Below are 26,095 nucleotides of genomic sequence, written 5' to 3' on the forward strand. Positions count from 1 at the left end.
CCGGCAGCCGGCAGCAGTGCTCAGTCGGTGCCGGTGTCGAACGCCGCACCCTCGACGGCCTCGTCGACGGCGGCGACGGCTTCTTGCGTGGCGGCGGAGCCCTCAGAGATCTCGTCGGCCGCACCTTGCTCGAGGCGTCCGACCAGGTCGCCGGTCGAGCCGCCGATGAGGCCCTTGGCCGCGTACTGCTCAAGGCGACCGCGCGAGTCGGCGATGTCGAGGTTGCGCATGGTGAGCTGGCCGATGCGGTCGACGGGGCCGAACGCGGCGTCACCGACGCGCTCCATCGACAGCTTCTCGGGTGCATAGGAGAGGTAGGGCGCGGTCGTGTCGAGGATCGTGTAGTCCTCGCCGCGACGCAGTCGCAGCGAGACGGTGCCCGAGATCGTCGACCCCACCCACTTCTGAATCGACTCGCGCAGCATGAGGGACTGCGGCTCGAGCCAGCGCCCCTCGTACATCAGCCGCCCCAGGCGCCGCCCCTGCTCGTGATAGGTGGCCAGGGTGTCTTCGTTAAGGATGCCGTTGACCAGGCGTTCGTACGCGATGAACAGCAGCGCCATGCCCGGCGCCTCATAGATGCCGCGCGACTTGGCTTCGATGATGCGGTTCTCGATCTGGTCGCTCATGCCCAGTCCATGGCGCCCCCCGATGCGGTTCGCCTCGAGCACGAGTGCCACCGGGTCGTCGAAGTCCTGGCCGTTCAGCGCCACCGGGCGGCCCTCGAGGAACTCGACGGTGATGTCTTCTGCGGCGATCTCGACGGCCGGGTCCCAGAAGCGCACGCCCATGATCGGATCGACGGTTTCCAGCGACACGTCCAGATGCTCGAGCGTCTTCGCCTCGTGGGTTGCGCCCCAGATGTTTGCGTCGGTCGAATAGGCCTTCTCGGCCGAATCACGGTACGGAAAGCCATGCTCGACGAGCCACTCACTCATCTCCTGGCGGCCGCCCAGCTCTCCGACGAAGTCGGGATCGAGCCACGGCTTGTAGATGCGCAGCGCAGGATTGGCCAGCAGACCGTAGCGGTAGAACCGCTCGATGTCGTTGCCCTTGTAGGTCGACCCGTCGCCCCAGATGTCGACGTCGTCTTCCTTCATGGCGCGCACGAGCAGTGTGCCGGTGACCGCGCGCCCGATCGGCGTCGTATTGAAATAGGTGCGTCCGCCCGAACGGATGTGGAACGCACCGCAGGCCAGCGCGCCGAAGCCTTCTTCGACGAGTGCACGCTTGCAGTCCACAAGGCGGGAAAGCTCAGCGCCGTACTCGAGCGCACGACCCGGGATGGCGTCGATGTCGGTCTCGTCGGGCTGACCGAGATCGCCGGTGTAGGTGCAGGGGATGGCGCCCTTGTCGCGCATCCACGCGACAGCCACGGAGGTGTCAAGGCCCCCCGAGAAGGCGATGCCGACGCGCTCGCCGACGGGCAGTGACTGAAGGACCTTCGACATGCGATCAAGTCTATCGGCGGGCGTGTCGGCGGCTATTCCGTGTCACACCGCCTCGAAGAGTGAGCCCTGCGCCCGATAAGATGGGGCGTAACCCGTTCGCACACAACCCGGGGGTCCTCTCATGCCAGGAATCGTCATTGTCGGAGTCCAGTGGGGCGATGAGGGCAAGGGCAAGGCCACTGATCTGCTCGGCGATCGCACCGACTGGGTCGTGAAGTTCAACGGCGGCAACAACGCGGGCCACACAGTGGTCGTGGGTGAAGAAAAGTACGCGCTGCACCTACTGCCCAGCGGCATCCTGAGCCCCGGGGTCATCCCGGTGATCGGCAACGGCGTCGTCATCGACCTCGAGGTGCTGTTCGGTGAACTCGAAGCGCTCTCGGCGCGCGGCGTGGATGTCTCGCGGCTGAAGATCAGCGCCAACGCGCACATCATCACGCAGTACCACCGCACGCTCGACAAGGTCACCGAGCGGTTCCTGGGCAAGCGACAGATCGGCACGACCGGCCGCGGCATCGGCCCGACGTACGCCGACAAGATCAACCGCGTCGGCATCCGCGTACAGGATCTGTTCGACGAGAACATCCTGCGCCAGAAGATCGAGGGCGCGCTCGACCAGAAGAACCACCTGCTGGTCAAGGTGTTCAACAGGCGCGCGATCACGTGCGACGAGGTGCTCGAAGACCTGCTCTCGTACGCCGACCGGCTGCGGCCGATGGTCGACGACACCGCACTGCTGCTGAACGACGCGCTGGATGCCGGTGACGTCGTCGTGTTCGAGGGCGGGCAGGCCACGATGCTCGACATCGACCACGGCACGTATCCGTTCGTGACCTCGTCGTCGGCGACTGCCGGCGGGGCGGCCACCGGCTCCGGCGTGGGTCCGCGGCGGCTGGATCGCATCGTCGGGATCGTCAAGGCGTACACGACCCGGGTGGGTTCGGGTCCGTTCCCGACCGAGCTGTTCGATGAGTCCGGAGACTGGCTGCGCTCCCGCGGATTCGAATTCGGCACCACCACGGGGCGCCCGCGCCGCGTCGGCTGGTACGACGCGCCTGTGACTCGCTACGCGACGCGTATCAACGGCATCACCGACCTCGTGCTCACCAAGCTCGACATCCTCACCGGGCGCGAGCAGATCCCGGTGTGCGTCGCGTACGACGTGGACGGTACGCGGTTCGACGAGGTGCCGGTGAACCAGACCGACTTCCACCACGCGACCCCGATCTACGAATACCTGCCCGGCTGGAGCGACGACATCTCGGGCGCGCGCTCGTTCGAAGACCTGCCGCAGGCCGCACAGGACTACGTGCTCGCGCTGGAGGCGATGAGCAACACCCGCATCTCGGTGATCGGCGTGGGCGCCGCCCGTGACGCGGTCGTCGTGCGTCACGACCTCGCCTGAGGCATGCGCTTCTACACAGGCGGCTACACCGCCGACATGAAGGGCGCGGCGACAGGCATCGGCATCCTGCTCGCCGGTGCGTCCGACGACGTGCTCGCAGGCGGACCGCTCGGGTTCGCGGGGGATGCCGCGGCAACCGGCGGGTCGCCCTCGTGGGTCGCGGCCCACCCGACCTTGGACGTGCTGTACGCCGCGCTCGAGGGCGACGGCGCGGTTCAGGCGTTCGCGCAGACGGGCGAGGCATCCTTCGTTCCGCTCGGCGCGCCCGTCGCCGCGGGAGAGCTCGCCTGCCATGTGGCGGTCGCTCCCGACGGGGCGTCGCTGATCGCGTCGTGCTGGGGCGACGGTCGCATCGTGCGAATGGCACTGGATGCCACGGGCCGCCCGTCGTCGCCCACCCTCGCGCCCACTGCCGTCGATCCCTACGCCGACGTCGACCCGTTCGCTGACGTCGACCCGTTCGCCGACGTCGACCCGTTCTCGGGCACCGTCGTCGACCTGTCCCCGGCCGCGAGAGAACAGCGGGCGGACGAGAGCGCGGGGGAACCCCATACTCTCGCCGGCCAGATGTTCTCTCGCGGGTCGGAACGCGGGTCGGAGAGTGGGGCGGGAGGTCGCGGGTCGGAGACCACGGGGCAGGATGCCGCGGCCGAGCGGGTCTCGCGCAGCCACCAGACCGTGTACCTGCCGGGCGGAGTGGTGGCCACGACCGACATGGGGCTGGATCTCGTGCGGTTCTGGCGCCGAGGGCCGAAGGGTCTGCGCGCGGCAGGGCAGGTCGTGCTCCCGCGGGGCAGCGGCCCGCGCCACATGCGCTGGCACCCGAGCGGGCACCTGTACGTCGTGACCGAGCTGTCGCTCGAGGTGTTCGCGCTCGCCGCCGACACGTCCGGCGCCTGGCGCGTGGTCGCCGGCTCGTCGCTGGGCCCCGGACTTCTCGACGGGGATGCTGCGGCCGAGCTCGCGACATCCCGTGACGGCACGTTCCTCTATGCCGGCGTGCGCGGGTCGAACACGATAGCGACCCTGCGCGTGCGCGGCGACGGGTCGCAGCTGCAGCCGGTCGCGATCGCCGAGACGGGAGTGGACTGGCCGCGACACCACCTCATCGAGCGCGACACGCTCCTGGTGGCCGGTCAGCTGTCGAACGAGGTCGCCTCGCTCGGACTCGACGAGCGCACCGGAGTGCCCGGCCCGGTTCGGCATCGCACCGCCGTGCCCTCGCCCACCTGCCTGCTGCCCGTCCGCTGAGCCGCCCGCTCGCCGAGCCGGCCGCGTGCCGAGCCGCCCGAACGCGGGCCTGCGGCTACTGCTTCGCGTCCTGCTTCGGAATCACGACCTGTTTGATGATCAGCAGCACCGAAGCGGTGACGGGGATGGCCACCAGCGCGCCGAGCAGTCCGAGCAGGGTGCCGCCCACGAGGGCTCCGATCACGACCAGCGATCCCGGCACCGAGACCGCCTTGTTCATCACGCGCGGAGTGAGCACATATGCCTCGATCTGCATATAGATCAGGTAGACGATCGCGAAGATCAGCGCAGCGATCGGGCTCGAGAACAGCGCGATGATCGTGCCGATGAACCAGAACAGCACCGAACCGACGAGTGGGATCAGTGTGATCAGGAACGCCACGACCGCCAGCAGCAGCGGGAACGGCAGCCCGAGCACGGTGTACAGGATGAACGTGACGATCGAGTTGAAGAGCGCCAGCACGACCATGCCGCCGAGGTAGCTGCCGATCGAGGTCGTGATCTGCTCGGTCAGCGACGAGACCTGGGCGCGGCTGCGGGCCGGGGCCAGCCGCGTGAACGAGTGCTTCATCGCCGGCAGCGAGGAGAGGAAGTACAGGCTCAGGACGAGGATGATGATGATCCCCGAGATCGTGGTGCCGATCGTCACGCCCACCTGCACGACGCCGCCGCCGATTGCGGCGATGTTGCCGGGGTCGGTCAAGAACTTCTGAATCTGCTGGACGATGGAACCCACCTGGTCGCCGAAAGAGTTCTGCAGCCATGCGTAGAAGTCGGATGCCTGGAAGTTCGTGACGAGGCTCGGGATGTCTTTGATGAACTTCGTGACCTGCGAGATCACTGTCGGGATGATCAGCCACAGCACGCCCACGATGATGACGGCGAACCCCGTGTAGACGATCACGATGCTCCACGCGCGCGTGACGCTATGACGCTCGAGCATTCGCACGAGCGGATCGAGCCCGAGCGCGAAGAACAGCGCGAAGACCACGTAGATGATCACCGTCGACAGGTTCGAGACGGCGAGCCCCAGGAGGGCCGCCACCAGTGCGCCCACCGTGAAGAAGAACCCCACGCCGAACGGGTGGTTCAAACTCGCCCAGAACGTGCGCGAGGGCGGCGCCTCCCCCGACTCGGCGGCGATCTCGTCATTTGCCGGGCCGGTGGGCGCCGCAGCGACAGCATCGTCGGCGGGCTGGGCTGCGTCGGTCATGGTCACACTCTATTGGTGCGTCGCGACGTCGCGGGGGAGGATGCCGCGGTTCCGGCGGCATCGTCATGAACGGCGCTGAGAAGCGGTGGCGAGGTAGTGTCGGTACGCACTGTGACGGACGCGGGGAGGATGGCATGACCGACGTCGAAGACCCGATGGTGACGCTGCGCCGTCTTCGCGGAAGCATCGACAACATCGACGCGTCGCTGATCTATCTGCTTGCCGAGCGGTTCAAGTGCACCAAACAGGTGGGGCGGCTGAAGGCCGAACACTCCATGCCGCCGTCGGACCCGGCGCGCGAAGAGCAGCAGGTCGCCCGTCTGCGGCGATTGGCAGAAGAGGCCGAATTGGACCCGGAGTTCGCGCACAAGTGGTTCGCGTTCGTGGTGGCAGAGGTCATCCGCCACCACGAAGCGGCCGCCGAAGACGCCTGAGCGCGCGCCCAGCAGCGCACGCACTCAGGGCACGAGCCGGCGCAGCATGCCGAACGCGGCGACGCCCAGAACGACGATCGCCACCAGCATCCACAGCGACAATCCCACGGGCGCCGGGGCGCGACGAACATGCCGATGCCGCGACGCTTGTACAGCACTCCCTTGTCGACGGATGTCAAGGCTCCGATTTTCGGGTGAATGCCGAATCCTGCTCGGGTTGCGTCCTTCTACCGACTCACGTAACGTCAATAGAAGGGCTTGTGCGTGCCACGCGTGTGCACACGGCCCCGACGACCAGTCCGCGACCTCGTCGGCTGCCCCTGGGGCGGGTTCGACGTGGGCGTATGGTCGGCGGTCTGGACGACGAACCCGATGTGCGTCGCCATGGCACGACCTCCGGTACTCCGATGACGTGGGCCGAGCGCGTGTCGTGAAGATCGTCACCCGGGCGTAACCAATGCAGCCCCGTCAAGGCTGCCGAGGCCAAGCAAAAGTGACCATCCCACCCGCCGTCGAGGCGAAGAACCTGTTCAAAGTCTTCGGGCGCAGTCCCAAAGACGCCGTTCGTCGATTGAAGGCCGGGCAGACCCGCGCTGATGTGCGGGATGCCGGTACCGCCGCGGTGATCGATGCGAGCTTCACCGTCCAGCCCGGCGAGATCTTCGTGATCATGGGCCTGTCGGGCTCGGGCAAGTCCACGATCATCCGCATGCTCAACGGGCTTCTGCAGCCGAGTTCTGGCGAAGTGCTCGTCAAGGGTGAGAACGTCACGACCGCCAACGCCGCCGAGCTGCGCCGCATCCGCCGCACGTCGATGTCGATGGTGTTCCAGCACTTCGCACTGCTGCCCCATCGCTCGGTGATCGACAACGCCGCGTACGGCCTCGAGATCCAGGGCGTCGGCAGGGCCGAGCGTCGGGAGCGCGCCCGCGAGATCCTCGAGAAGGTAGGTCTGGGCGACCGCGTCGACGCCATGCCCGATGAGCTCTCCGGCGGCATGAAGCAGCGGGTCGGCCTTGCACGCGGTCTTGCGGCGGGCACCGACATCCTGCTCATGGATGAAGCGTTCTCGGCACTGGACCCGCTGATCCGGCGTGAGCTGCAGGAGCAGCTGGTCGAGCTGCAGCAGGAGCTGGGGCGCACGATCATCTTCATCACGCACGATCTGAACGAGGCGATGTTCCTCGGCGACCGGATCGCGGTCATGCGCGACGGGCGCATCGTGCAGAACGGCACACCCGAAGAGATCCTCACCGACCCGGCCAACGACTATGTCGCACAGTTCGTGCAGGATGTCGATCGCGCACGTGTGCTCACCGTCGCGGCAGTCATGGAGCGCCCGCTGTCGGTGCCGGTCTCGGCCGGTATCCGCGGTGCGCTGCGCGTCATGCGCGAAGAGCAGATCGGCGAGGTGTTCGTCGTCGAGAACCGTCGGCTGCTGGGCGTGGTCACCGATCGTGCCGTGATCCGGGCGGTCAAGTCCGGAACCGCCGACCTGCGCGCGATCGCCGACCGCAGCGTGCGCCGACTTGCCGCGGATGATCTGCTCTCCAGCGTGGTCGAGCACGCCGTCGGCAGCCCTGTCTCGCTTCCCGTGGTGGGAGACGAAGGGCGTCTGATCGGGGTCGTGCCGCGCATCACTCTGCTGGCGGCGCTGGGCAACGTGCCGGCGACGACCCAGCCGGTCTCGATCGTGCCGGCGACGGCCCTCCAACTCGCTCGGGAGATCACGGAGCTCGCCCCGGACGCCCTGGCCGCGGCCGAAGGGAGCGTGCGGTGATGAGCGACCTCATCCGTCTTCCGCTCGGTGACATCGTCGAGGCCTTCATCACCTGGGTCATCGACGTGTTCGGCGGCTTCTTCGACGTGATCTCGACGATCTTCGGCGGCCTGTACGACGGCGCCGAGTGGCTGTTCACGACGCCGCCGTTCTGGGTCGTCATCATCGTGATCGCTGCGATCGCCTGGCTGGCCAGAGGGTGGCAGCTCGCGGTCGGCACGGTGATCGGGCTGCTCGTGATCGTCTCGGTCGATCAGTGGGAGAACGCGATGCAGACGCTCGCGCTGACCATCGTCGCGGTGCTCATCGCGGTCGTGATCGCGATTCCCGTCGGCATCTGGGCCGCCCGCTCGCAGACGGTCTCCAAGGTCGTTCGCCCGATCCTCGACTTCTTGCAGACGATGCCGGCATTCGTGTACCTGATCCCTGCGATCTTCCTGTTCGGCATCGGGGTCGTTCCCGGAATGGTGGCCACGATCCTGTTCGCGGTCGCACCCGGTGTGCGCCTGACCGAACTGGGCATTCGCGGCGTGGACAAAGAGGTGGTCGAGGCGGGCAACGCGTTCGGCGCCACGCCGGGGCGCATCCTGCGCCAGATCCAGCTGCCGCTGGCGATGCCGTCGATCATGGCCGGTGTCAACCAGATCATCATGCTCGCCCTCTCGATGGCCGTCATCGCCAGCATGGTCGGCGCTCCCGGCCTGGGCAAGGACATCATCCAGGCACTGAGCCGCACCGACATCTCGCTCGGGTTCGAGGCGGGCTTGGCGGTGGTGATCATCGCGATGATCCTCGACCGGGTCACCAGCGGATTCGGGGCGGCGCGCGGGCCGCGCCGACGTGCGGCGTCGCCCACCTCAAGTGATGAGGTCGGCAAGGCCGACAGTACGGCGCACGTCGACAGCACGGTCGACGCAGCTGCCGATCAGCGCCCCGTCAACGCCTGACGGGTCCGCGGCATCCAGACTTCGGCGCCCTGAGCGCCGAGACAGGCACCCGCGGTACCCCGCGGGTCTCCCCAACGCCCGTGCCACAGCACACGGGAGGAAAGGAATCAATCACATGAAGAAGCGCACACTGTTCGGGGCCCTCGCGATGGGGCTCGCCGCAAGCGTCGCCCTTGTGGGCTGCGCCAGCGGCACCGGCGACAGCGCCGGCGACGGCGGCGACGGCGGCAGCTCGCAGGACAAGAAGATCACCGTCGGAGTGTTCAACGGCTGGCCCGAGGGCGAGGCGGCTTCGTATCTGTGGCAGCAGGTCCTGGATGAGAAGGGCTACGACGTCGAACTCGAGTACGCCGACGCGGGTCCCGTGTTCGCGGGTCTGGCCAAGGGCGACTTCGATGTCGCGTTCGACGGCTGGCTGCCCACGACACACAAGAGCTATTTCGACAAGTACGGCAAGGACCTCGTCGACGTCGGCTCGTGGAATGACGACGCGAAGCTCACGCTCGCGGTCAACGCGGACGCGCCGATCGATTCGATCGATCAGCTCGCGGCCAATGCCGACAAGTTCGGCAACCGCATCGTGGGCATCGAGCCCGGTGCGGGCCTGACCGAGGCGATGGAGAAGAAGGTCATCCCGGAGTACGGCCTGGACAAGATGGAGTTCATCACCTCGTCGACTCCGGCCATGCTCGCCGAACTGAAGAAGGCACTGGATGCCGATGAGAACATCGTCGTCACCCTGTGGCGCCCGCACTGGGCCTACGACGCGTATGCCATCAAAGACCTGAAGGACCCGAAGGGCGCCCTGGGGGCTGCGGAGTCGATCCACACCGTCACGCGCACCGGCTTCGCCGATGACTTCGCCGAGGTCAACAAGTGGTTCACGGCGTTCAAGATGGACTCGGACCTGCTGTTCTCGCTCGAGAACGCGATGTTCCGGGAGGACCACAAGCAGAGCGAGTTCCCCGACATCGTCAAGAAGTGGATGTCGGAGAACCAGGATTACGTGGACTCACTCACGAGCTGACGCGCTGCCCGTCGCTCGTTGAGCGATGGACCGCGGCGAGCGAGTCGAAACGAGCGTGAATGTCTCGTTTCGACTCGCTTCGCTCACTCAACGACCGGATGCAGCATCCGGCGGACGCAGCCGCACGGGTTCGGCGACGGGTCCGCGCGCGGCATCGCCGTGCGCGGTGGCCGGCAGCTGCAGGGCGACCTTCTTCTCGAGCACTTCGACCGCACCGTCCGACAGCGAGATGAGCCCATCGAGCTCTTCACGCACTCTCTTGTACGCCACCTGGCGCTCAGCGGGCGTTGCCGCCTCGTCGATGGCGACCGTCAGCAGCTGCTTGGCCGTGTCGAGCCGCTTGCGCTCGCTCTCGGTGAAAGATGAATCGCGGATCCGACGGGCATCGCGTTCCGCGACGTCGAACGCGACCTCGTAGTCGGTCACGGCGTTGCGGTATTCGTCCAACTGCTCCTTCGTCAGCTTGACTTTGGGCGAGACCGGCCGCAGCCGGTCTGCGACCTTCTTTGCGCGAAGGAACGCCGCCGTCAGCGGCTGCCGCCCGTCGCTCATGGCGGGAAAGGCGATGAGCTTGGCGACGTCGAGCTCGTATTCCAGCCAGCGTTTGGTGACGGCATCCTGCGCGTCGAACAGCTTCTGCAGCTGCTCCTGCGGCGTCGGCGCGCGTGGGACGTCGTCGGCGGACGCGGCGGATGCCGCGATTCGCGGTGCGCCGCGTCCACGCTGCACCGCGCGTGCTTCGGCTTCGGCGGTGCGGATCTCGGCCTTCGCATGCATGACTTCGAGGCGCCGCTGGTGGCGCAGCCGAGAGTTGCGCTCCCATGACCTGGCGAATCCACCGGCGACTCCCATCAACGGGAAGACCAGCCACCAGTAGCTGCCCGCGAAGTTCCAGAAGTCGTGCATCCTGTCATCGTACCCATGGGCGACCGCCGCACCCCGAGTGTCACAGTAGGGGCACAGACAGGGGCTGCCGTCTCAGCCGAACAGCAGTGCGAGGACCGTGGCTCCGCCCGCAACGAGGATCAACGAGATGATGACCACCCACGCGATCACCTTGATGCGGTGCTGGCGGCGCTCGCTGTATGCGCTGTAGTCGTCGTCGTGGGACATGCCACGATTCTAGGCGCCGGCGATCGTCGGGCCGAACACCGCGGGCAGTGTTGCCTCGGTGCGCTCGTTGAGTTCCCCGATCGGAACGGTGAACAGGCCCTGCACCTCGAGTGCCGCGCTCGCACCCGATTCGTCGGTCACACCGATGCGCAGCACCGGGTAGCCGCGGCCCTCGCACAGCCCGCGGAACTTGACGTCGTCTTCGCGGGGGACCGTCACGATCGCACGCGCTGTGGTCTCTGAGAAGAGGGCGGATGCGGCATCCACCCCATCGCGGTCGATGATCTCGTCGAGCCACACGCGCGCACCCACGCCGAACCGCCGCACGCCGTCGGTGAGGGTCTGGGCGAGCCCGCCCTCTGACAGGTCATGGGCGCTGGAGATGAGGTTCTGGTCGTTCGCCGCGTGGATGAGCCCTGCCAACCGCTTCTCGGCGGCGAGGTCGACGGCCGGCGGAAGCCCGCCGAGGTGGCCGTGCACGGTGGCGGCCCAGGCCGATCCGCTCAGTTCGGTGGCGGTCACGCCCAGCAGGTAGATGTTCTGGCCGGAGTCCTGCCACCCGCTGGGAATGCGGTGCGCGACGTCCTCGATGATGCCCATCACGCCGACGACCGGCGTCGGATGGATCGGCACGTCACCGGTCTGGTTGTAGAAGCTGACGTTGCCGCCGGTGACGGGGATGGCCAGCTCGAGGCATCCGTCGGCGATGCCGTCCACTGCCTGCGAGAACTGCCACATGACCTCAGGGTTCTCAGGGCTGCCGAAGTTCAGGCAGTCGGTGACCGCGGCCGGCACCGCACCGCTCACGGCGACGTTGCGATACGCCTCGGCCAGGGCGAGCTGCGCGCCCTGGTAGGGGTCGAGCTGGCAGTAGCGTCCGTTCGCGTCGGTCGCGATGGCGAAGCCCAGGCCGCTGTTCTCGTCCACTCGCAGCATGCCCGCGTTGTCGGGGAACGCCAGTGCCGTGTTGCCGCCCACGTAATAGTCGTACTGGTTCGTGATCCACGACACGTCGGCCTGGTTGGGGCTGGAGATCACCCGCATGAACTGGTCGCGCAGCGCGTCGGGGTCGCTCGGGCGATCGAGGGCGGATGCCGCGTCCTGCTGCAGCGCGTCGAGCCAGGTCGGGTAGGCGACCGGGCGCTCGTACACCGGACCGTCGACGGCCACGGTCGAAGGGTCGACGTCGACGATCTGCTCGCCGTGCCAGAAGATCTGCAGACGTCCGTCGCCGGTGACGTCGCCGAGCACGCTGGCTTCGACATCCCACTTGCCGGTGACGGCGAGGAACGCGTCGAGCTTGTCGGGAGCGACGACGGCCATCATGCGCTCCTGGCTCTCGCTCATCAGGATCTCTTCGGGCGTGAGGGTCGGGTCGCGCAGCAGCACGTTCTCGAGGTCGACGCGCATGCCCGATCCGCCGTTGGCGGCCAGTTCGCTGGTCGCGCACGAGATGCCGGCGGCCCCGAGGTCCTGGATCGCCTCGACGAGCTCGTCGCGGTACAGCTCGAGGCAGCATTCGATGAGCACCTTCTCGGCGAACGGGTCGCCCACCTGCACCGCGGGGCGCTTGGTCGGGCCGCCCGACGAGAACGTGTCGGATGCGAGAATGGATGCCCCGCCGATGCCGTCGCCGCCGGTTCGGGCGCCGAACAGCACGACCTTGTTGCCGGTTCCGCTCGCGTTGGCGAGCTTGAGGTCTTCGTGCCGCAGCACTCCCACCGCGAGCGCGTTCACGAGCGGGTTGCCTTGGTACACCGCGTCGAACACCGTCTCGCCGCCGATGTTGGGCAGGCCCAGGCAGTTGCCGTAGAACGAGATGCCGCCGACCACACCGTGCACGACGCGCGCGGTGTCGGGGTTGTCGATGGCGCCGAAGCGCAGCTGGTCCATGACGGCGACAGGGCGTGCGCCCATCGAGATGATGTCGCGCACGATTCCGCCGACACCCGTGGCCGCGCCTTGGAAGGGCTCGATGTAGCTGGGGTGGTTGTGGCTCTCGACCTTGAAGGTGACAGCCCAGCCCTCGCCGATGTCGACGACGCCGGCGTTCTGGCCCATGCCCACCATGAGGCGGGTCTTCATCTCGTCGGTGACCTTCTGGCCGAAGCGGCGCAGATAGATCTTGCTCGACTTGTAGGAGCAGTGCTCGCTCCACATGACGGAGTACATCGCCAGCTCGCCGCTGGTGGGGCGCCGACCGAGGATCTGCCTGATCTGTGCGTACTCGTCGGGCTTCAGGCCGAGGGCGGCGAACGGCTGCTCGCGCTCAGGGGTCGCCTTCGCGTTGTCGACGGTGTCGGCGGATGCCTGGGTGGGGATGGTCATACGGCTGAGCTCCATGGTTCGTGCCGCGAGAGATCGCGGGCGCCGGACGTACCGATTCTAGTTGGCGGCGGCAGGCGTATCCCGCGGGGTGTCCTTCGGACTGTCTGCCGTCGGTGCGGCGGAGTCCGCGCGCGAAAGGTATATGTCCAAAATCGGTGTTCAACTTGCGGTTCACACGGGTCAACGGGCGATCGCGGCTGGGGTGGGAACCACCGGCGAACCAGGCGTGGGCTGCGGACCCGCGGCGGCATCGACGAAGTAGTGCAGGTCATGGCCGGCCAGCGGGCTGGTGCCTGCGACCAGCTCGGCCACGTGCCAGCCGACGTCCGAGGCGGGGATCCAGTCCGGCTGGTCGATGCCGGCCTGCAGTCGCGCACGGGTGCGGATCATGCCCAGGACCACTTCGTACACGCGCGGTCCGCCGCCGCCGAGTTCGGCCGCGATCGTGCGGGTGAGGGATTTCTGTGCCGCCGCGGTCAGCGCGCGCCCCGCCGCCCCCGGGAACGGGATCTCGGCGCTCATCCCGTTCAACTGCAGCAGGATGCCGCGGGCTGCGATGTGCGGCACGAACGCGCGGTAGAGGCGGAACACGGCGGTCAGGTTCGACGCGAGCAGGGCGTCCCATTCGTCATCGGTCAGCTCGAGCGCCGGCTTGCGCCCTTGGTCTCCCCACGATGCAACCGACACGATCACCGCGTCGAACGGCCCGTGCTGATCGGCCAGCTCCGCGGCGCGCGCTGTCACGTTCGGCGCGAGTGCATCGATCGTGTCGACCGTGAGCCCCGGGTGTGCCAGGCGCGAGGCCAGGTCGTCAAGCCGTTCGCGGCTGCGGCCGAGCGCCACCGCGTGGGCACCGGCATCCAGCACCGCGCGCACCACTCCCTCGCCCACGCCGCCGGCGCCGCCGATGACGAGCACTGTCGTGCCGGCGAGGCCGGTCTTCTCCTGTGCCCACTCGGGGCGTGTCGACAGGTCGGTCACTGTCGTTCCTCCTTGTTGTTGCCGGGTTGCGGGTCGCTCGCGGCGGCCGCGGTCTGCTGATCGATGTGCGTCTGGATCGCCGTGAGCGCGTCGTAAAGCTCGTCGATCTGGGAGTCGCTGAGTGCTTGGCCGAACCACTGGTCGGCGGCTTCGAGGTGAGGGCCGACCGCGCGTCGGTAGGCTCGGCGGCCCTCGGTGGTGAGCGCGACGACGCTGGCTCTGCCGTCGCCGCCGGCCAAGGAGCTGCCGCCGGTCGCGCCGGTGTCTGCACCCGCGCGACGTGCGACGTATCCGCGCTGCTCGAGCCTGCGCAGCTGGTGCGACAGGCGGCTGGTGTCCCATCCCATCGCTCGCGCGCAGGTCACCGACCGCACGCCGTGCGGTGTCGGCGCGAGATGTGCGAGCACGGTGAACTCGGCCTCCGAGAGCCCGGCCTCGTCCGACAGCACGCGCGCGGTCTCGCGGCGCAGCTGCGCGGTCACGGTCTGCAGCTTCTGCCAGGCCAGCAGTCGCTGCCCGCTCAATCTCTCTGACACGTCAGCAACAGTAGGGCATTGTTGACGTGTCAGCATCTTTATGACGATGGATGTCGAGCACCGGCGCGTTGTCGGCCGTCGGTGCGCGGGTAGGCTCAGATGCCATGGCGACCGGAGCGACGATCTACACCTTCGACGTCGAGCTGGCCGATGTGGACCGCGGAGTCTATGAGTCGCTCACCTTGCGCGTGGCGCGGCATCCCTCCGAGACCGACGCCTTCATGATCACGCGTGTGCTCGCGTACTGCCTCGAGTACGAAGAGGGCATCGCGTTCAGCGAGGGCATCTCGGCGGCCGAAGAGCCCGCTGTGCTGGTGCGAGACCTCACCGGTGCGATCACCGCATGGATCGAGGTGGGCGCTCCGGATGCCGCCCGCCTCCACTTCGGCAGCAAACTGGCCGGCCGCACGACGGTCTACACGCACCGCGACCCCGCGAAGGTGATCGCGCAGTGGCAGGGCAAGCGCATCCACGATGCCGAGAACATCGTCGTGCACACCTTCGATCGCGGGTTCATCGACGACGCCACGGTGGCCCTCGCTCGGCGCAGCACGCTCACGGTCTCGGTGACCGAGCACCATCTCTACTTCGACCTGAACGGCACGAGCCTGAGCTCCGACATCCACGATCACGCGATCGTCTGAGCGGCCCGCCCGGGGGCACACCTGCATTAGCGTCGCTGATGCAAGACCCAAGTAATCGTCATTCGACTTATGCGGCGCTCGTTGCCATGCTCGAAAACAGCGCAACGAAGCGGAGGGCAACAGCATGGTTCGTCAGGTCACGGTCGCCGAAGCGGTGGGCCGCACACTCGCCCAGCTTGGCGTCAGCCGCGTTTTCGGGGTCGTCGGCAGCGGCAACTTCCACATGACGAACGCCCTGCTCACCGGAGGGATGCCGTTCGTGGCTGCTCGGCATGAGATGGGTGCGACCTGCATGGCCGACGCTTACACTCGCACCACCGGCGAGGTCTCAGTGGTGAGCCTGCACCAGGGCTGCGGCCTGACCAACGCCATGACCGGCATCACGGAGGCGGCCAAGGCTCGCACACCGATCATCATCATGACCGGTGACACTCCGGGCTTCGCGAAGACATCCAACTTCTACATCGACCAAGACGGCGCCGTCGCCGCCCTCGGCGCCGCGGCGATGCGCGTGCACCGCCCCGAGACGGCCGTGGCCGACGCTTATCGCGCCTACCTGCATGCCGTGAAGGACCGCCGCACGGTCGTGCTCTCGGTGCCCATCGACTTGCAGACGGCAATGGTCGACTGGGATGAGGATGCCGTTCCCACCGTGCCGACGGTGCAGCGCGCCGGTGCGGGCGGCGAGACGATCGAAGCGCTCGCCGACCTGCTCGCCAGCGCCGAGCGTCCGGTGCTGGTCGCCGGCCGCGGCGGTTGGCATGCGAAGGAGCAGATCGCGCGCATCGGCGAGCAGGTGGGCGCGTTGCTGACCACCTCTGCGGCGGCGCGCGGACTGTTCCACGACGACCCGTGGCACATCGACGTGATGGGCGGCTTCGCCACCGACGGCGGGGCTGAGCTCATCGCCGCAGCCGACGTCCTGGTGGCGTTCGGCGCCGGTCTGAACCGCTGGACCAGCCGAAACGGTTCACTCTTGAAGAACAAGACTATCGTGCAGATTGACGACACTCCCGATGCCCTGGGCAGCCACCACCGCATCGACCTCGGGGTGCTCGGCGACACTGCTGCGGTCGCGGAGGCCGTCGCCGACCTGCTCGCCGCACGCGCGGTGGCGCGCAGCGGATACCGCACCGACGATGTGCAGCGCAAGCTCGCCGATACCCTGCTCTGGCGGGAGCAGCCGTTCGAGGACCGCAGTGACGCCGAGCGGATCGATCCGCGTGCGTTCACCAACGCGGTCGACGCGATGATCCCGGCCGCGCGTGTCGTCGTTCCCGACGGCGGCAACTTCAACGGCTATCCCGGCGCGTACCTGCGGGTGCCGGACGTGCACGGCTACAGCGTTCCCCTCGCGTTCCAGTCGATCGGGCTCGGGCTGGCCAGTGCCATCGGGGCAGGACTCGCCCATCCCGACCGCCTGCCGATTGCCGGTGTCGGCGACGGTGGCTTCATGATGAGCCACGTCGAACTCGACACCGCCGTCCGGCTGCGGCTGGGCCTGCTCGTGCTCGTCTACAACGACAGCGCCTACGGCGCCGAGGTGCAGCACTTCAAGCACGTTACCGACCAGCTCGACACTGTGAGCTTCCCCGAGACCGATATCGCCGCCATCGCCCGTGGCTACGGGTGCGAGGCGATCACGGTGCGCTCGGTGGACGACATCGCACCGCTGCAGGACTGGCTGAACGGCCCGCGCGATCGGCCGTTCGTGATCGACGCCAAGACGGTCGCGTTCCCTTCGTGGCTGCTCGGCCACTCCATGGATGAGAACTGATCCCCCACCCCCTAGGAGAACGACGATGTCCTCACTCACCACCCGTCTGACCACCGCGGCCGCGCTGCTGGCGGCATCCCTGCTCGCCGTCACGGCGTGCTCGTCCGGTTCCCCCGGCGGCGGCGACCATCAGACACCCGGCGAACCGGTCGCCGTCACGGTGGCCTCGTTGCCCACGGCAAACCTCGCCTCGGTGCAGCTGGGCGCCCAGCAGGGCTTCTTCACCGACGAGGGACTGGATGTCACGATTCAGAACGTGCAGTCCGGCAGCGCAATGATCACCGGGCTGCTCGGCGGCTCGTTCGACTTCATCGCGTCCGGCTACGTGCCCGCTTTCACCGCACAGTCGCAGGGCCTGCCGCTGAAGTTCATCGCCGGCAACGACACCGGCGCCGACACGCCCGACAAGGACTGGCAGATCGTCGTGGCAGGCAAGGGCAGCTCGGTGAAGACTCCACAGGACTTGGCCACCGCCACCGTCGCGGTGAATGCGCTGAAGGGCGTCGCCGAGGTGCAGGTACGGGCATCCCTGGAGAAGCAGGGCATCGACGATTCGAAGATGAAGCTCACCGAGATCCCGTTCCCCGAGATGCCGGTGGCCCTGGCCCAGGGACGAGTGGGTGCCGCGCTGGTGCCCGAGCCGTTCGTGACGGCCGTGCTGCAAGCCGGCGGTCATGTCGTCGACACACCGTATGTCGTGATGGGCAAGCACTTTCCCAACGGCGCGTGGGAGACATCCCAGCAGATGATCGACCAGCACCCCGACACCGTGGCCGCCTTCACCCGCGCGATCACCAAGGCCGTGGAATACGCCCGCGACCACCCGGACGCGGTCCGCGCGATCATCCCCAAGTACACCTCGGTGACCCCGGAGATGGCGAACGCGATCCGGCTGCCGGTCTTCAGCCCAGACCTGAACGTCGACCTGATGCAGGAACTGATCGGCTACACGAAGAAGTACGGCACGCTGGAGAAGGACCTGAACGCGGCAGACCTGATCTACAAGCCGAAGTCGTAGGTCGCGCCCGATGATGACGGTCATCGCGAAGTCCGCGTCCCGCGGATCGATCCGCCGGCGCCACGCACCCGACCGTGCGCGCCGGTGGATCGGCTCGCTGGGGGGTGTCGTGCTCGTGCTGGTGCTGCTCGAACTGGTCATCCGGCTCGAGATCCTGCCCAGCCGGTTCCTCCCGCCCCCGACCGTGGTCGTGGCCACGCTCTTCACCGAACTCGGCACCGCGAACGCGTGGTGGGCGACCCTGGACACGCTGCGTGGCTGGGCCATCGGTCTCGGACTGGCCGCGCTGATCGCAGTTCCGCTGGGTCTGCTGCTGGGCTCGAGCGAATTCGCCTACCGGGCGACGCGACCTATCGTCGAGTTTCTGCGCCCGGTTCCCTCGGTCGCCCTCATTCCGCTGGTATTCCTGCTGTTCGGACGCAATCTCGGCGACGGCAAGATCTTCCTGGCCGTGTTCGCCGCGGTCTGGCCGCTGCTGATCCAGACCATCTACGGAGTGCGCAACGTGTTGCCTACACAGCTGGACACGGCACGATCGTTCCAGATCCGCCGCCGCGACGTCGCGCTGCACGTCGTGCTGCCCAGTGCCCTCCCTTACCTTGCCACCGGCGTCCGGATCGCGTCGACAGTGTCATTGATCCTTGTGCTCACCGGCGAGATCGTGATCAACGCGGGCGGTATCGGTGAGCAGATCAACCTTGCACGCGAGGGCGGTGCGGTAGCGGTGATGTACGCGTTCGTCGTGCTCTCGGGCATCCTCGGCCTGCTGCTGAACACGATCTTCGCGCGGCTGGAGCGGCGCCTGCTGCGGTGGCATCCGTCCCAGCGGAGGGCCCAGTCATGAGGCGGCGCGAGGGGCTGTACATCACCGCCGAGGTGCTGGTTCCGGTCCTGGTCATCCTCGGTGTGCTGATCTTCACCAACACGGCCGGTGGGTTCTACTTTCCGCCCCTGCAAGAGGTGCTGGTCGCCTTCCAGAAGAACTGGCTGTTCACGCGGATCCCGTTGGATCTGGTGCCGTCACTTGTGCGCCTGCTCAGCGGGTTTCTGATCGCGGTGCTGATCGGAGTGTTGCTGGGTGTCCTGCTGGGCAGGGTCGCCTGGTTGCGTCGCCAGACGTCCCCGATCATCGAGTTCCTGCGCGCCATCCCGCCACCAGCATTGCTGCCGTTCACGATCCTGGCGATCGGCGTCGACTCGTCGGCGAAGGTGGCACTGATCGCGTTCGTGTGTGTGTGGCCGATCCTGCTGAACACGATGGACGGCGTGGCGGGCATCGAACCGACGATGGCCGAGACCGCGCAGGTCTACCACATCCCGACCATCGATGCGCTCCTGCACGTGCAACTGCGGGCCGCATCGCCGCAGATCTTCGCCGGCATGCGCACGGCGCTGCCGCTGGCGATCATCATGATGGTCATCAGCGAGATGGTCGCCTCCACCGACGGGCTGGGCTACTTCGTGCTGCAGGCCCAGCGCACCTTTGCACTGGCCGACATGTGGTCAGGCATCCTGCTGCTGGGCATTCTCGGCTACCTGCTGAACCTTGTCTTCACCCTCATCGAACGCGGTGTGCTCGCCTGGCACCGTGGTGCCCGCGCTGCGGCGCAGTGAAAGGAACAAGATGCTGACACTGAACGGCGTGAGCAAGCGTTACGGAGATGCCGGCACAGGCACCCCGGCCGTCGAAGACCTTTCGTTCACGATCGGCGGTGGCCAGATCGTGACGATCGTGGGTCCGTCCGGGTGCGGCAAGACCACTGTGCTCAAGCTGATGGCGGGGCTGCTGACACCCACGTCCGGAACCGTCGAGGTCGACGGGCACGTCATCTCAGGGCCGCCGGAGCAGATCGCGCTGGTCTTCCAGGATTACGCCAACTCGCTGTATCCGTGGATGACAGTGGCCGACAACGTCGCGTTTCCGCTGCGGCGGCTGAAACTGTCGCGCTCGGCCCGACGAGAACGCGTGGCGCACGCGCTGCAGTCGGTGGGCTTGGCGGGATTCACCGGCAAGTACCCGTGGCAGCTGTCCGGCGGGATGCAGCAGCGTGTGGCGATCGCACGCGGGCTGGCCTATCAGCCCGAGATCCTCTTGATGGACGAGCCATTCGGGGCACTGGATGCCCAGACCCGCGCCGATTTGGAAGATCTGGTGATGAAGATCCGGGACGATTTCGACGTGACGATCGTGTTCGTCACGCACGACATCGACGAGTCGATCTACCTCGCCGACCGCGTGTTGGTGATGGGGCCCCGGCCGACGTTCATCGACGAGGACCTTCCGGTGACGCTGCCCAAGCCGCGTGATCAGCTGCTGACCAAACAGCATGCCGAATTCGGCGAACTGCGCGCGCACCTGTACCGCAACATCAAGGCATCCAGCCAGCTGATGGCGCAAACCGGGACAGTTCCCACGACGTGAGGGTCCGGGACGGCCAATATGGGGTGATGGACCTCAATCTGCTGCGCACGTTCATGGCGGTGTATGAGGCGCGCAGCCTGACGGGCGCGGCATCCGCACTGCATGTGACACAGTCCGCAGTCAGTCAGGCGATGAGTCGCCTGCGGCGCGATGTCGCCGACCAGCTGTTCTATCGATCCGGCCGCGTGATGCTGCCGACGCCATATGCGCAGGAGCTGTTCCCGGTGGTCCGAGACGCGCTCGGCCGTATCGAGAACGCCGTCTCCGCACAGGCGTTCGATCCGGCCGCCTCGGGCCGCAGGTTTCGGATCGCACTGTCCGAGCTCGGCGAGATGCACTGGCTGGCCGGGATCGTCGAGCGGGTCTGCGCGGCGGGTCCCGGGCTGAGCGTGGATGTCTTGAAGCTCGATCCGACCAGCATGGCCGATACGCTCGCGCGCGGGGTGGTGGATGTTGCAATCAACTCGGCCAATGTGCCAGGCGGATTCCAGACCTGGACGCTGAAGTACGAGCGATATGTCGTCTTGATGGCGGCGGGCAATCCGCTTGCGACAGGCGAGCTCGACATGGATGCCTATCGGTCGGCACCGCACGCGGTGGTGACCGGCGAGTCGGGACACGTGAACATCGAACGCGCGGTCGAGGCGCACGGTGGCGCCGGTGATCCGGTCGCGGTGCTGAATCACTTCGCCGCGTTGCCCGCGATGCTGTCGGCGACGAACCTGATCGCGACGATGCCGCAGAGCCTGTCCGCGCTGTGGGTCCGGGACTGGCCGCTCGTGATGCGCGACCTGCCCTTCGCGCTGGACCCGGTGCAGGTCCGCCTGTACATGCGCTCGGCGCATCAAGAGGCCAGTTCGCTGCTCTGGTTCCGCGACGTCGTGCTGGCGGCGACCGAAGCGGAATCGGGCTTCGCTCCGGTGCCGTCAGAGCCTGCCTTGCCGGGGCACCCTTAGCCGGTCTTGCACCTTCGTACCGATGCGCGAGCACGGCGGCGCTCGCTGCGCGCCCGCGTGCTCAGCCCACTCGGGCGGCGGCGCGCCAGGCGAGGACGGTCCCGACCAGCATCCCCCCGATGACCAGCACGCTGGATCACGAATGCGGTCCGCGCGAACCACGGCACCGCGAGAGCGCCGATCGACGTCGCCACGGCGCCCATGGCCCCGATGATCGTGACGGGCAGTGCGGCGTGATGTCCCGCCTGCCACGCCTGATCCGACGCGAACAATGACGGGATGCGGATCGCCACGATCGGGTTGCGTCTGATCACGCCGATCGCGCACAACCACATGAGGACGGCGACCGCGAGCGATGCGCCGGCGAGGATCCAGACAGCGGCCATGGGGCCGACTCTGCGCCGGGCGATCCAGCCGGGCACACCTGCGGGGATCGTGGGTGACACGCCGGCGAGGGATGCCGCGGCCCGGCGTGTCGGTGAAGATCCCCGCAGCTGTGCACGGCCGAGCGGGTGAGGATCTCAAGCGGGCAGGCTCGCACGGGCTAGCGGGTGAGGAACTCAGGCGGGCAGGCTCGCACGGGCGAGCGCATCTTCGAGCGCGACCCAGGCGAGCATCGCGCACTTCACACGGGCCGTGTACTTCGAGACTCCCGAGAGGGCTGCGGCATCGCCGAAGCGCTCCTCGTCGAGGGGGATCTCCCCGCGCGAGCGCAGCGCGGTGCGAAAAGCGTCGATGAGACTGGATGCCTCGGCCCGCGGCATCCTGTTCTCCTCTGCCAGGAGCACGGCGAGCATCGACGCCGACGCCTGCGAGATGGAACAGCCCTGGCCCTCCCATGTGACATCGCGCACGACGTCGCCGGCATCGCCGGACAGACGCACGCGCAGCGTGATCTCGTCGCCGCATACCGGGTTGCGCTGGTGCGACTCGGCCGAGCGGCCTTCGGCCTCGGCCAGTCCGAAGCCGTGCGGATGCTTGGAGTGATCGAGGATCAGGTCCTGGTAGAGCGACTCGAGTCCGCTCATGCGCCGACTCCGAAGAAGGATCGCACGCCTGAGACGGCGTCGAGGAACGTGTCGATCTCGGCCTCGGTGGTGAACACCGACGTGCTCGCGCGCACCGAGGCGGTGATGCCGAACCGGCGATGCAGCGGTTGGGCGCAGTGGTGTCCGACACGCACCGCGATGCCGCGGGCATCCAGCACCTGGCCCACGTCGTGGGCGTGCACGCCGTCGACGTCGAACGCGCACAGCCCCACGCGCTCGATGGCCGGGTCGCTCGTGTCGCCGAGCAGCCGGATGCCGTCGATCGCGCGCAACCCGTCGCGCAGGCGCCGCTCCAGCATGCGTTCGCGCTCGTGCACGGCGTCCATGCCGAGGCCGGCGAGATACTGTGCGGCGGCGGCGAGGCCCACCGCCTGCGACACCGGCTGGGTGCCCGCTTCGAACTTCTGCGGTGCCGGCAGGAACTCGGCGGTCTCGAGGGTGACGGTGGTGACCATCGATCCGCCCGTGAGGACCACGGGCAGGGCTTCGAGCACCTCGCTGCGCCCGTACAGCACGCCGATTCCGTACGGGCCCAGCATCTTGTGACCCGAGAACGCGGCGAGATCCACGCCGAGGGCGGGCAGATCCAGCGCCAGGTGGGGCGCGGACTGACAGGCGTCGAGAACCGTGAGGGCGCCGGCATCCTTCGCCAGTGCGACCAGGCGCTCGACCGGATTGACGATGCCCAGCACGTTCGAGACGTGCGAGAAGGCCACGACGCGCGTGCGCTCGCCGATCAGCTCGGCGGCGGCGTCGAGATCGAGCGTGCCGTCATCGTGCACCGGGATGTGGCGCAGGGTCGCGCCGGTGCGCGCGGCCAGCTGCTGCCACGGGATGAGGTTCGCGTGGTGCTCGGCCTCGGTGACGACGATCTCGTCGCCGGGACGCAATGCGTAGGGGGATGCTGCGGCCCCGGCCACGCTCGCGTTGCCGATCGAGTACGCCACGAGGTTGAGGGCCGCCGTCGCCCCCGAGGTCCAGACGATGTTCTCGGCAGCCGCACCCACGAAACGGGCCACGTCGGCACGGGCGTCTTCGAACGTGTCGGTCGCCTCGGCGGCCAGCGTGTGCGCACCGCGATGCACGGCGGCGTTGGCGTGTTCGAGGAACATCCGCTCGGCGTCGAGCACGAAATAGGGCTTCTGGCTGGTTGCGGCCGAGTCGAGGTACACCAGCGGTGCGCGGTTCACCGACTCGGCGAGGATCGGAAAGTCGGCTCGCACGGCCCGCACGTCGAACGGGGTGGTCTCGGCCAGAGAACTCATAGGTTCCAGGCTACGCCGCGGGCGCCGGCCCGGCCCCGGTACGAGGGCTCGAGCGCCCCGCCCTGTGGATAACTTTCGAGGCGCGCTCGCCGTTTGCGGAAACATCGTCGCCATGTTCGGTGATGCAGATGAGGCGATCGCACGGGTGGAGCAGGACGTGCGCCGTGCGCAGCGGCGTGCGCAGCAGATGGGGCTGCTGCAGCAGGTGACGGCGGCGACGCGCGGGATGGCGCGGCGAACCGAGGTGACGGTCGAGGTGGATCACACCGGCCGGCTCACCGAGTTGCGGATCGCAGATTCGGCGCTGAGCCGCGGTGGTGCCGGTGTGGCGCGGCTGATCCTGGAGACCGTGCGGCTGGCACGCCGGGATCTCCAGCGAAACCTGCTGACCGAAGCGAGCGACCTGCTCGGTGAGGACGACCCGGTGCTCGCGGTGCTGCGTGCGCAACTCGAAACCGAACCTGTCCACTCGGGTGCGGCGCGGGTCGGTCTGCGGGCACGGCTCGAACCCGAGGTCGTCCGGTGAGCGCCCGCATCGCGTGGGACTTCGATCTGCTGCGCGACCACGCACGCGCCGTCGTCCGGATCGGCGGCGACGTGGAAGAGGCGGCGTCGGCCGTGCGCTCGTTGAGCCTGTCGGGTGGGGCATTCGGCATGCTGTGCTCGTTTCTCGTGCCGCCCGCGGCGGCGATCACACAGGTGGCGGCGCGGATGATCGACGGCTCGGAGGCGCTGATGCAGCGCACGGGCACTCAGCTGCGCGGGCTGGCCGGCGACGCTGAAGCGTTCGAGCAGGATGTCGTCGACGCCGTGAAGATCCTCGACGGCGAGCTGGGGTGATCGGGGCATGACGCTGGTCGCAGATCCGGTCGACGTGACGAGCCCGTTCTCGGGCGCATTCCTCATCGAGGACGGTCAGTCGCTGGTGGATGCTCTGCAGTCGGGCGATTGGGTGCAGGGCGGTGTTGCGGCCTTCTCGAGCCTGGTCGACACCGCGGTGGCGGTGATCGACCCGATCGGCACCTTGATCGCGAACGGCTTGGGCTGGGTGCTCGACCACCTCGAGCCGCTGAAGGGGTGGTTGAACGACTTCACCGGCGATGCGGGCGAGGTCGAGTCGTTCGCGCAGACCTGGGACAACGTTGCGGCCCGCATGCGCGAATCGGGGCACACGCTGATGCGACGCGCGGACGACGTGGCCGCCCTGTCGGGCGCGGCCATCGATGCGTACTTGGCTTACGTGGCCGACGCGTCGCGGCACCTGTCTGCGGTGGGGGATTGGGCGGCCGCGATCGGTGCCGGCATGCGCATCGCGTCGCAGCTCGTGCGCGTCGTGCATGACCTGGTTCGGGATGCCGTCTCTCAGGTGGCAGGCACGGCCATCGCGGTCGCGGCAGAGACGGCGCTCACGCTCGGGATCGCAGCACCGTTCGCGTTCGGACAGATCGCGGCGCGCGTCGCGTCGGTCGCATCGCGGGTCGGGCAGGCGATCACCCGACTGCTGCGCGGGCTGAAGGAACTGGTTCGGCTCGTCGGCGAGCTGCGGGCGCTGTTCGCCCGCGGCAGCGCGACGATGGCCCGGATGCTGCGCGGCGAGGGCAGCGCGGCGTCGGTGGGGCGTGCGCCTGAGGGCGTCGCTTCGATGGTCGGTCGCCGAAGCGGAACGGACCCATGCGAGACACGGTTTTCTCAGAAGACGGTGTCGTACCGCAAAATCCGAGACGGGGTTGAATACACGTATGACGACATCGTCGAGAGTATGTCGACACGGGGATGGGACGGCGAGCCAATCGACGTTGTGAAAATGGATGACGGCCGCTTGACCAGCTTGGACAACACTCGACTACGAGCAGCGGTTGAGACCGACACGAGTGTCTCGGCCAACGTGCACAGACCAGACGATGCACTCACTGCTGATGAGCGGGAGCGGTTCTACTGGCGCGGGAAGACGCCCGACACCTGGGGAGATGCGGTACTCATCCGTATCGAGAAGCAAGGCAAGGCCTGGGCCGAGGAATTTCCGAGCGGCTCCTTCGAGCTGCCTCGAGTGACAGGAAGGCCGGAATGAGGGAACGTAAACCATCCACTATCGAAGAGCGGATAGCCGGATTTGAAGCCGTACGCCCGCCGGGATTCATTGCTCCGAGACGTTTCGAAGAGTTGCTTCGACAGGGGGAGCTGCCCGACATCGACCCGTGGTGGTGGCTGATCGAGTTTGATGAGTCGGTCCGGTGGTGGTCGGAGACGATCAAAACGCAGTACCCGTCGCGGCCGCCCCTCGTGCCGTTCGCCAAGCATGGCGGCACCGATGACGTGTTCTGCTTCGACGGGGCGGATCTATCCGGCAATCCCCGTGTGTTCATCGTGCACACATTCGCCTCACCCGGGTGGGAGAACCGTGGCTACTGGGACGACTTCGATGTGTTCATGGAGGCGGCAGAAGAAGAGCATGCCGACTGGCTGCGCGAAGAAGCGGAGGATGACACGGAAGGCTGAGT

27 protein-coding genes are annotated in these 26,095 nt (G+C 67.6%); 17 read left to right on the forward strand and 10 right to left on the reverse strand.

Annotated features, from left to right (window positions below; all coding sequences use genetic code 11):
• Positions 1-20 precede the first annotated feature (20 nt).
• Complete coding sequence (argG, locus tag QU603_RS00330) at positions 21-1,451, reverse strand: argininosuccinate synthase (RefSeq protein ID WP_308492506.1); 1,431 nt, start codon at positions 1,449-1,451, stop codon at positions 21-23.
• Positions 1,452-1,572: 121 nt separating this feature from the next.
• On the opposite strand from argG, the gene QU603_RS00335 reads away from it, so the two are divergent.
• Both QU603_RS00335 and QU603_RS00340 read left to right on the forward strand, forming a co-directional pair.
• Positions 1,573-2,856, forward strand: coding sequence for an adenylosuccinate synthase (locus tag QU603_RS00335; protein WP_308492507.1), 1,284 nt, complete (start codon positions 1,573-1,575; stop codon positions 2,854-2,856).
• A 3-nt stretch (positions 2,857-2,859) separates the two neighbouring features.
• Positions 2,860-4,107 (forward strand): lactonase family protein, encoded by a 1,248-nt coding sequence (locus QU603_RS00340; protein WP_308492508.1) that lies wholly within the window; start codon positions 2,860-2,862, stop codon positions 4,105-4,107.
• Between the two features lie 55 nt (positions 4,108-4,162).
• On the opposite strand, the gene QU603_RS00345 is transcribed toward QU603_RS00340, so the two are convergent.
• Positions 4,163-5,320 carry an AI-2E family transporter gene (locus tag QU603_RS00345; protein WP_370655317.1) on the reverse strand — a complete coding sequence of 386 codons (1,158 nt, stop codon included), beginning with the start codon at positions 5,318-5,320 and terminating at the stop codon, positions 4,163-4,165.
• A gap of 134 nt (positions 5,321-5,454) precedes the next feature.
• Here QU603_RS00345 and QU603_RS00350 point away from each other — a divergent pair, with 134 nt between their 5' ends.
• The 4 genes from QU603_RS00350 to QU603_RS00365 all read left to right on the forward strand — a co-directional run bounded on the left by QU603_RS00350 (position 5,455) and on the right by QU603_RS00365 (position 9,508).
• Positions 5,455-5,754, forward strand: coding sequence for a chorismate mutase (locus tag QU603_RS00350; RefSeq protein ID WP_308492510.1), 300 nt, complete (start codon positions 5,455-5,457; stop codon positions 5,752-5,754).
• Between the two features lie 457 nt (positions 5,755-6,211).
• Positions 6,212-7,534 carry a quaternary amine ABC transporter ATP-binding protein gene (locus QU603_RS00355; protein WP_370655318.1) on the forward strand — a complete coding sequence of 441 codons (1,323 nt, stop codon included), beginning with the start codon at positions 6,212-6,214 and terminating at the stop codon, positions 7,532-7,534.
• Entirely contained in the window at positions 7,534-8,481 is a 948-nt protein-coding gene (locus QU603_RS00360; RefSeq protein WP_308492512.1) for an ABC transporter permease, read from the forward strand. The genes QU603_RS00355 and QU603_RS00360 overlap by 1 nt, the downstream gene beginning before the upstream one ends.
• Before the next feature lie 115 nt (positions 8,482-8,596).
• On the forward strand, positions 8,597-9,508 hold the full coding sequence (locus tag QU603_RS00365; RefSeq protein ID WP_308492513.1) for a glycine betaine ABC transporter substrate-binding protein: 912 nt from the start codon (positions 8,597-8,599) through the stop codon (positions 9,506-9,508).
• Positions 9,509-9,595: 87 nt separating this feature from the next.
• Here QU603_RS00365 and QU603_RS00370 read toward each other — a convergent pair whose 3' ends face one another.
• From QU603_RS00370 to QU603_RS00390, 5 genes are all read right to left on the reverse strand, one after another.
• The gene (locus QU603_RS00370) at positions 9,596-10,414 is read right to left on the reverse strand and encodes a hypothetical protein (RefSeq protein WP_308492514.1); all 819 of its coding nucleotides are present in this window, start codon (positions 10,412-10,414) and stop codon (positions 9,596-9,598) included.
• 72 nt (positions 10,415-10,486) lie between these two features.
• Positions 10,487-10,621, reverse strand: a complete 135-nt coding sequence (locus QU603_RS00375) for a hypothetical protein (RefSeq protein WP_308492515.1) — start codon at positions 10,619-10,621, stop codon at positions 10,487-10,489.
• Positions 10,622-10,630: 9 nt separating this feature from the next.
• Entirely contained in the window at positions 10,631-12,949 is a 2,319-nt protein-coding gene (purL, locus tag QU603_RS00380) for a phosphoribosylformylglycinamidine synthase subunit PurL (protein ID WP_308492516.1), read from the reverse strand.
• 180 nt (positions 12,950-13,129) lie between these two features.
• Positions 13,130-13,930 (reverse strand): SDR family oxidoreductase, encoded by an 801-nt coding sequence (locus QU603_RS00385; RefSeq protein ID WP_308492517.1) that lies wholly within the window; start codon positions 13,928-13,930, stop codon positions 13,130-13,132.
• Positions 13,927-14,466: a MarR family winged helix-turn-helix transcriptional regulator gene (locus QU603_RS00390; RefSeq protein WP_308492518.1), complete on the reverse strand. Its 540-nt coding sequence runs from the start codon at positions 14,464-14,466 to the stop codon at positions 13,927-13,929. Before QU603_RS00390 ends, QU603_RS00385 begins: the two co-directional genes overlap by 4 nt.
• 104 nt (positions 14,467-14,570) lie before the next feature.
• Between QU603_RS00390 and QU603_RS00395 the strand changes: the two genes are divergently transcribed.
• The 7 genes from QU603_RS00395 to QU603_RS00425 all read left to right on the forward strand — a co-directional run bounded on the left by QU603_RS00395 (position 14,571) and on the right by QU603_RS00425 (position 21,283).
• Positions 14,571-15,110 carry a YaeQ family protein gene (locus QU603_RS00395; RefSeq protein WP_308492519.1) on the forward strand — a complete coding sequence of 180 codons (540 nt, stop codon included), beginning with the start codon at positions 14,571-14,573 and terminating at the stop codon, positions 15,108-15,110.
• A 124-nt stretch (positions 15,111-15,234) separates the two neighbouring features.
• The gene (locus QU603_RS00400) at positions 15,235-16,887 is read left to right on the forward strand and encodes a thiamine pyrophosphate-binding protein (RefSeq protein WP_308492520.1); all 1,653 of its coding nucleotides are present in this window, start codon (positions 15,235-15,237) and stop codon (positions 16,885-16,887) included.
• A 25-nt stretch (positions 16,888-16,912) separates the two neighbouring features.
• Complete coding sequence (locus tag QU603_RS00405; protein ID WP_308492521.1) at positions 16,913-17,905, forward strand: ABC transporter substrate-binding protein; 993 nt, start codon at positions 16,913-16,915, stop codon at positions 17,903-17,905.
• Positions 17,906-17,915: 10 nt separating this feature from the next.
• A complete protein-coding gene (locus QU603_RS00410; RefSeq protein WP_308492522.1) occupies positions 17,916-18,749 on the forward strand; it encodes an ABC transporter permease in 834 nt (277 codons plus the stop codon).
• Entirely contained in the window at positions 18,746-19,519 is a 774-nt protein-coding gene (locus QU603_RS00415; protein ID WP_308492523.1) for an ABC transporter permease, read from the forward strand. Before QU603_RS00410 ends, QU603_RS00415 begins: the two co-directional genes overlap by 4 nt.
• Positions 19,520-19,547: 28 nt before the next feature.
• On the forward strand, positions 19,548-20,327 hold the full coding sequence (locus QU603_RS00420; protein ID WP_308492524.1) for an ABC transporter ATP-binding protein: 780 nt from the start codon (positions 19,548-19,550) through the stop codon (positions 20,325-20,327).
• 26 nt (positions 20,328-20,353) lie between these two features.
• Positions 20,354-21,283 carry a LysR family transcriptional regulator gene (locus QU603_RS00425; RefSeq protein WP_308492525.1) on the forward strand — a complete coding sequence of 310 codons (930 nt, stop codon included), beginning with the start codon at positions 20,354-20,356 and terminating at the stop codon, positions 21,281-21,283.
• Here the strand turns inward: QU603_RS00425 and QU603_RS00430 are convergent.
• From QU603_RS00430 to QU603_RS00440, 3 genes are all read right to left on the reverse strand, one after another.
• On the reverse strand, positions 21,280-21,669 hold the full coding sequence (locus tag QU603_RS00430; protein ID WP_308492526.1) for an SdpI family protein: 390 nt from the start codon (positions 21,667-21,669) through the stop codon (positions 21,280-21,282). The two genes, QU603_RS00425 and QU603_RS00430, sit on opposite strands and share 4 nt — an antisense overlap.
• A 174-nt stretch (positions 21,670-21,843) precedes the next feature.
• Positions 21,844-22,311, reverse strand: a complete 468-nt coding sequence (gene sufU, locus QU603_RS00435) for a Fe-S cluster assembly sulfur transfer protein SufU (protein WP_308492527.1) — start codon at positions 22,309-22,311, stop codon at positions 21,844-21,846.
• Positions 22,308-23,597 (reverse strand): SufS family cysteine desulfurase, encoded by a 1,290-nt coding sequence (locus QU603_RS00440; RefSeq protein WP_308492528.1) that lies wholly within the window; start codon positions 23,595-23,597, stop codon positions 22,308-22,310. The genes sufU and QU603_RS00440 overlap by 4 nt, the downstream gene beginning before the upstream one ends.
• Before the next feature lie 64 nt (positions 23,598-23,661).
• On the opposite strand from QU603_RS00440, the gene QU603_RS00445 reads away from it, so the two are divergent.
• Genes QU603_RS00445 through QU603_RS00460 form a run of 4 tightly spaced genes read left to right on the forward strand, consistent with a single transcriptional unit; the run spans position 23,662 to position 26,093 of the window.
• Positions 23,662-24,123 (forward strand): YbaB/EbfC family nucleoid-associated protein, encoded by a 462-nt coding sequence (locus QU603_RS00445; protein ID WP_308492529.1) that lies wholly within the window; start codon positions 23,662-23,664, stop codon positions 24,121-24,123.
• Complete coding sequence (locus tag QU603_RS00450; RefSeq protein WP_308492530.1) at positions 24,120-24,437, forward strand: hypothetical protein; 318 nt, start codon at positions 24,120-24,122, stop codon at positions 24,435-24,437. Before QU603_RS00445 ends, QU603_RS00450 begins: the two co-directional genes overlap by 4 nt.
• 7 nt (positions 24,438-24,444) lie before the next feature.
• Positions 24,445-25,665 carry a hypothetical protein gene (locus tag QU603_RS00455; protein ID WP_308492531.1) on the forward strand — a complete coding sequence of 407 codons (1,221 nt, stop codon included), beginning with the start codon at positions 24,445-24,447 and terminating at the stop codon, positions 25,663-25,665.
• The gene (locus QU603_RS00460) at positions 25,662-26,093 is read left to right on the forward strand and encodes a hypothetical protein (protein WP_308492532.1); all 432 of its coding nucleotides are present in this window, start codon (positions 25,662-25,664) and stop codon (positions 26,091-26,093) included. The genes QU603_RS00455 and QU603_RS00460 overlap by 4 nt, the downstream gene beginning before the upstream one ends.
• Positions 26,094-26,095 lie beyond the last annotated feature (2 nt).

The organism is Microbacterium terrisoli (assembly GCF_030866805.1).
In the GTDB taxonomy this organism is placed as follows: Bacteria; Actinomycetota; Actinomycetes; order Actinomycetales; family Microbacteriaceae; genus Microbacterium; species Microbacterium terrisoli.

Bases quoted from the DNA above. Each gene is read 5' to 3' on its own strand.
- argG (WP_308492506.1), bottom strand. From the start codon at position 1,451: ATGTCGAAGGTCCTTCAGTCACTGCCCGTCGGCGAGCGCGTCGGCATC.
- QU603_RS00335 (WP_308492507.1), top strand. From the start codon at position 1,573: ATGCCAGGAATCGTCATTGTCGGAGTCCAGTGGGGCGATGAGGGCAAG.
- QU603_RS00340 (WP_308492508.1), top strand. From the start codon at position 2,860: ATGCGCTTCTACACAGGCGGCTACACCGCCGACATGAAGGGCGCGGCG.
- QU603_RS00345 (WP_370655317.1), bottom strand. From the start codon at position 5,320: ATGACCGACGCAGCCCAGCCCGCCGACGATGCTGTCGCTGCGGCGCCC.
- QU603_RS00350 (WP_308492510.1), top strand. From the start codon at position 5,455: ATGACCGACGTCGAAGACCCGATGGTGACGCTGCGCCGTCTTCGCGGA.
- QU603_RS00355 (WP_370655318.1), top strand. From the start codon at position 6,212: ATGCAGCCCCGTCAAGGCTGCCGAGGCCAAGCAAAAGTGACCATCCCA.
- QU603_RS00360 (WP_308492512.1), top strand. From the start codon at position 7,534: ATGAGCGACCTCATCCGTCTTCCGCTCGGTGACATCGTCGAGGCCTTC.
- QU603_RS00365 (WP_308492513.1), top strand. From the start codon at position 8,597: ATGAAGAAGCGCACACTGTTCGGGGCCCTCGCGATGGGGCTCGCCGCA.
- QU603_RS00370 (WP_308492514.1), bottom strand. From the start codon at position 10,414: ATGCACGACTTCTGGAACTTCGCGGGCAGCTACTGGTGGCTGGTCTTC.
- QU603_RS00375 (WP_308492515.1), bottom strand. From the start codon at position 10,621: ATGTCCCACGACGACGACTACAGCGCATACAGCGAGCGCCGCCAGCAC.
- purL (WP_308492516.1), bottom strand. From the start codon at position 12,949: ATGACCATCCCCACCCAGGCATCCGCCGACACCGTCGACAACGCGAAG.
- QU603_RS00395 (WP_308492519.1), top strand. From the start codon at position 14,571: ATGGCGACCGGAGCGACGATCTACACCTTCGACGTCGAGCTGGCCGAT.
- QU603_RS00400 (WP_308492520.1), top strand. From the start codon at position 15,235: ATGGTTCGTCAGGTCACGGTCGCCGAAGCGGTGGGCCGCACACTCGCC.
- QU603_RS00405 (WP_308492521.1), top strand. From the start codon at position 16,913: ATGTCCTCACTCACCACCCGTCTGACCACCGCGGCCGCGCTGCTGGCG.
- QU603_RS00410 (WP_308492522.1), top strand. From the start codon at position 17,916: ATGATGACGGTCATCGCGAAGTCCGCGTCCCGCGGATCGATCCGCCGG.
- QU603_RS00415 (WP_308492523.1), top strand. From the start codon at position 18,746: ATGAGGCGGCGCGAGGGGCTGTACATCACCGCCGAGGTGCTGGTTCCG.
- QU603_RS00425 (WP_308492525.1), top strand. From the start codon at position 20,354: ATGGACCTCAATCTGCTGCGCACGTTCATGGCGGTGTATGAGGCGCGC.
- QU603_RS00430 (WP_308492526.1), bottom strand. From the start codon at position 21,669: ATGGCCGCTGTCTGGATCCTCGCCGGCGCATCGCTCGCGGTCGCCGTC.
- sufU (WP_308492527.1), bottom strand. From the start codon at position 22,311: ATGAGCGGACTCGAGTCGCTCTACCAGGACCTGATCCTCGATCACTCC.
- QU603_RS00440 (WP_308492528.1), bottom strand. From the start codon at position 23,597: ATGAGTTCTCTGGCCGAGACCACCCCGTTCGACGTGCGGGCCGTGCGA.
- QU603_RS00455 (WP_308492531.1), top strand. From the start codon at position 24,445: ATGACGCTGGTCGCAGATCCGGTCGACGTGACGAGCCCGTTCTCGGGC.
- QU603_RS00460 (WP_308492532.1), top strand. From the start codon at position 25,662: ATGAGGGAACGTAAACCATCCACTATCGAAGAGCGGATAGCCGGATTT.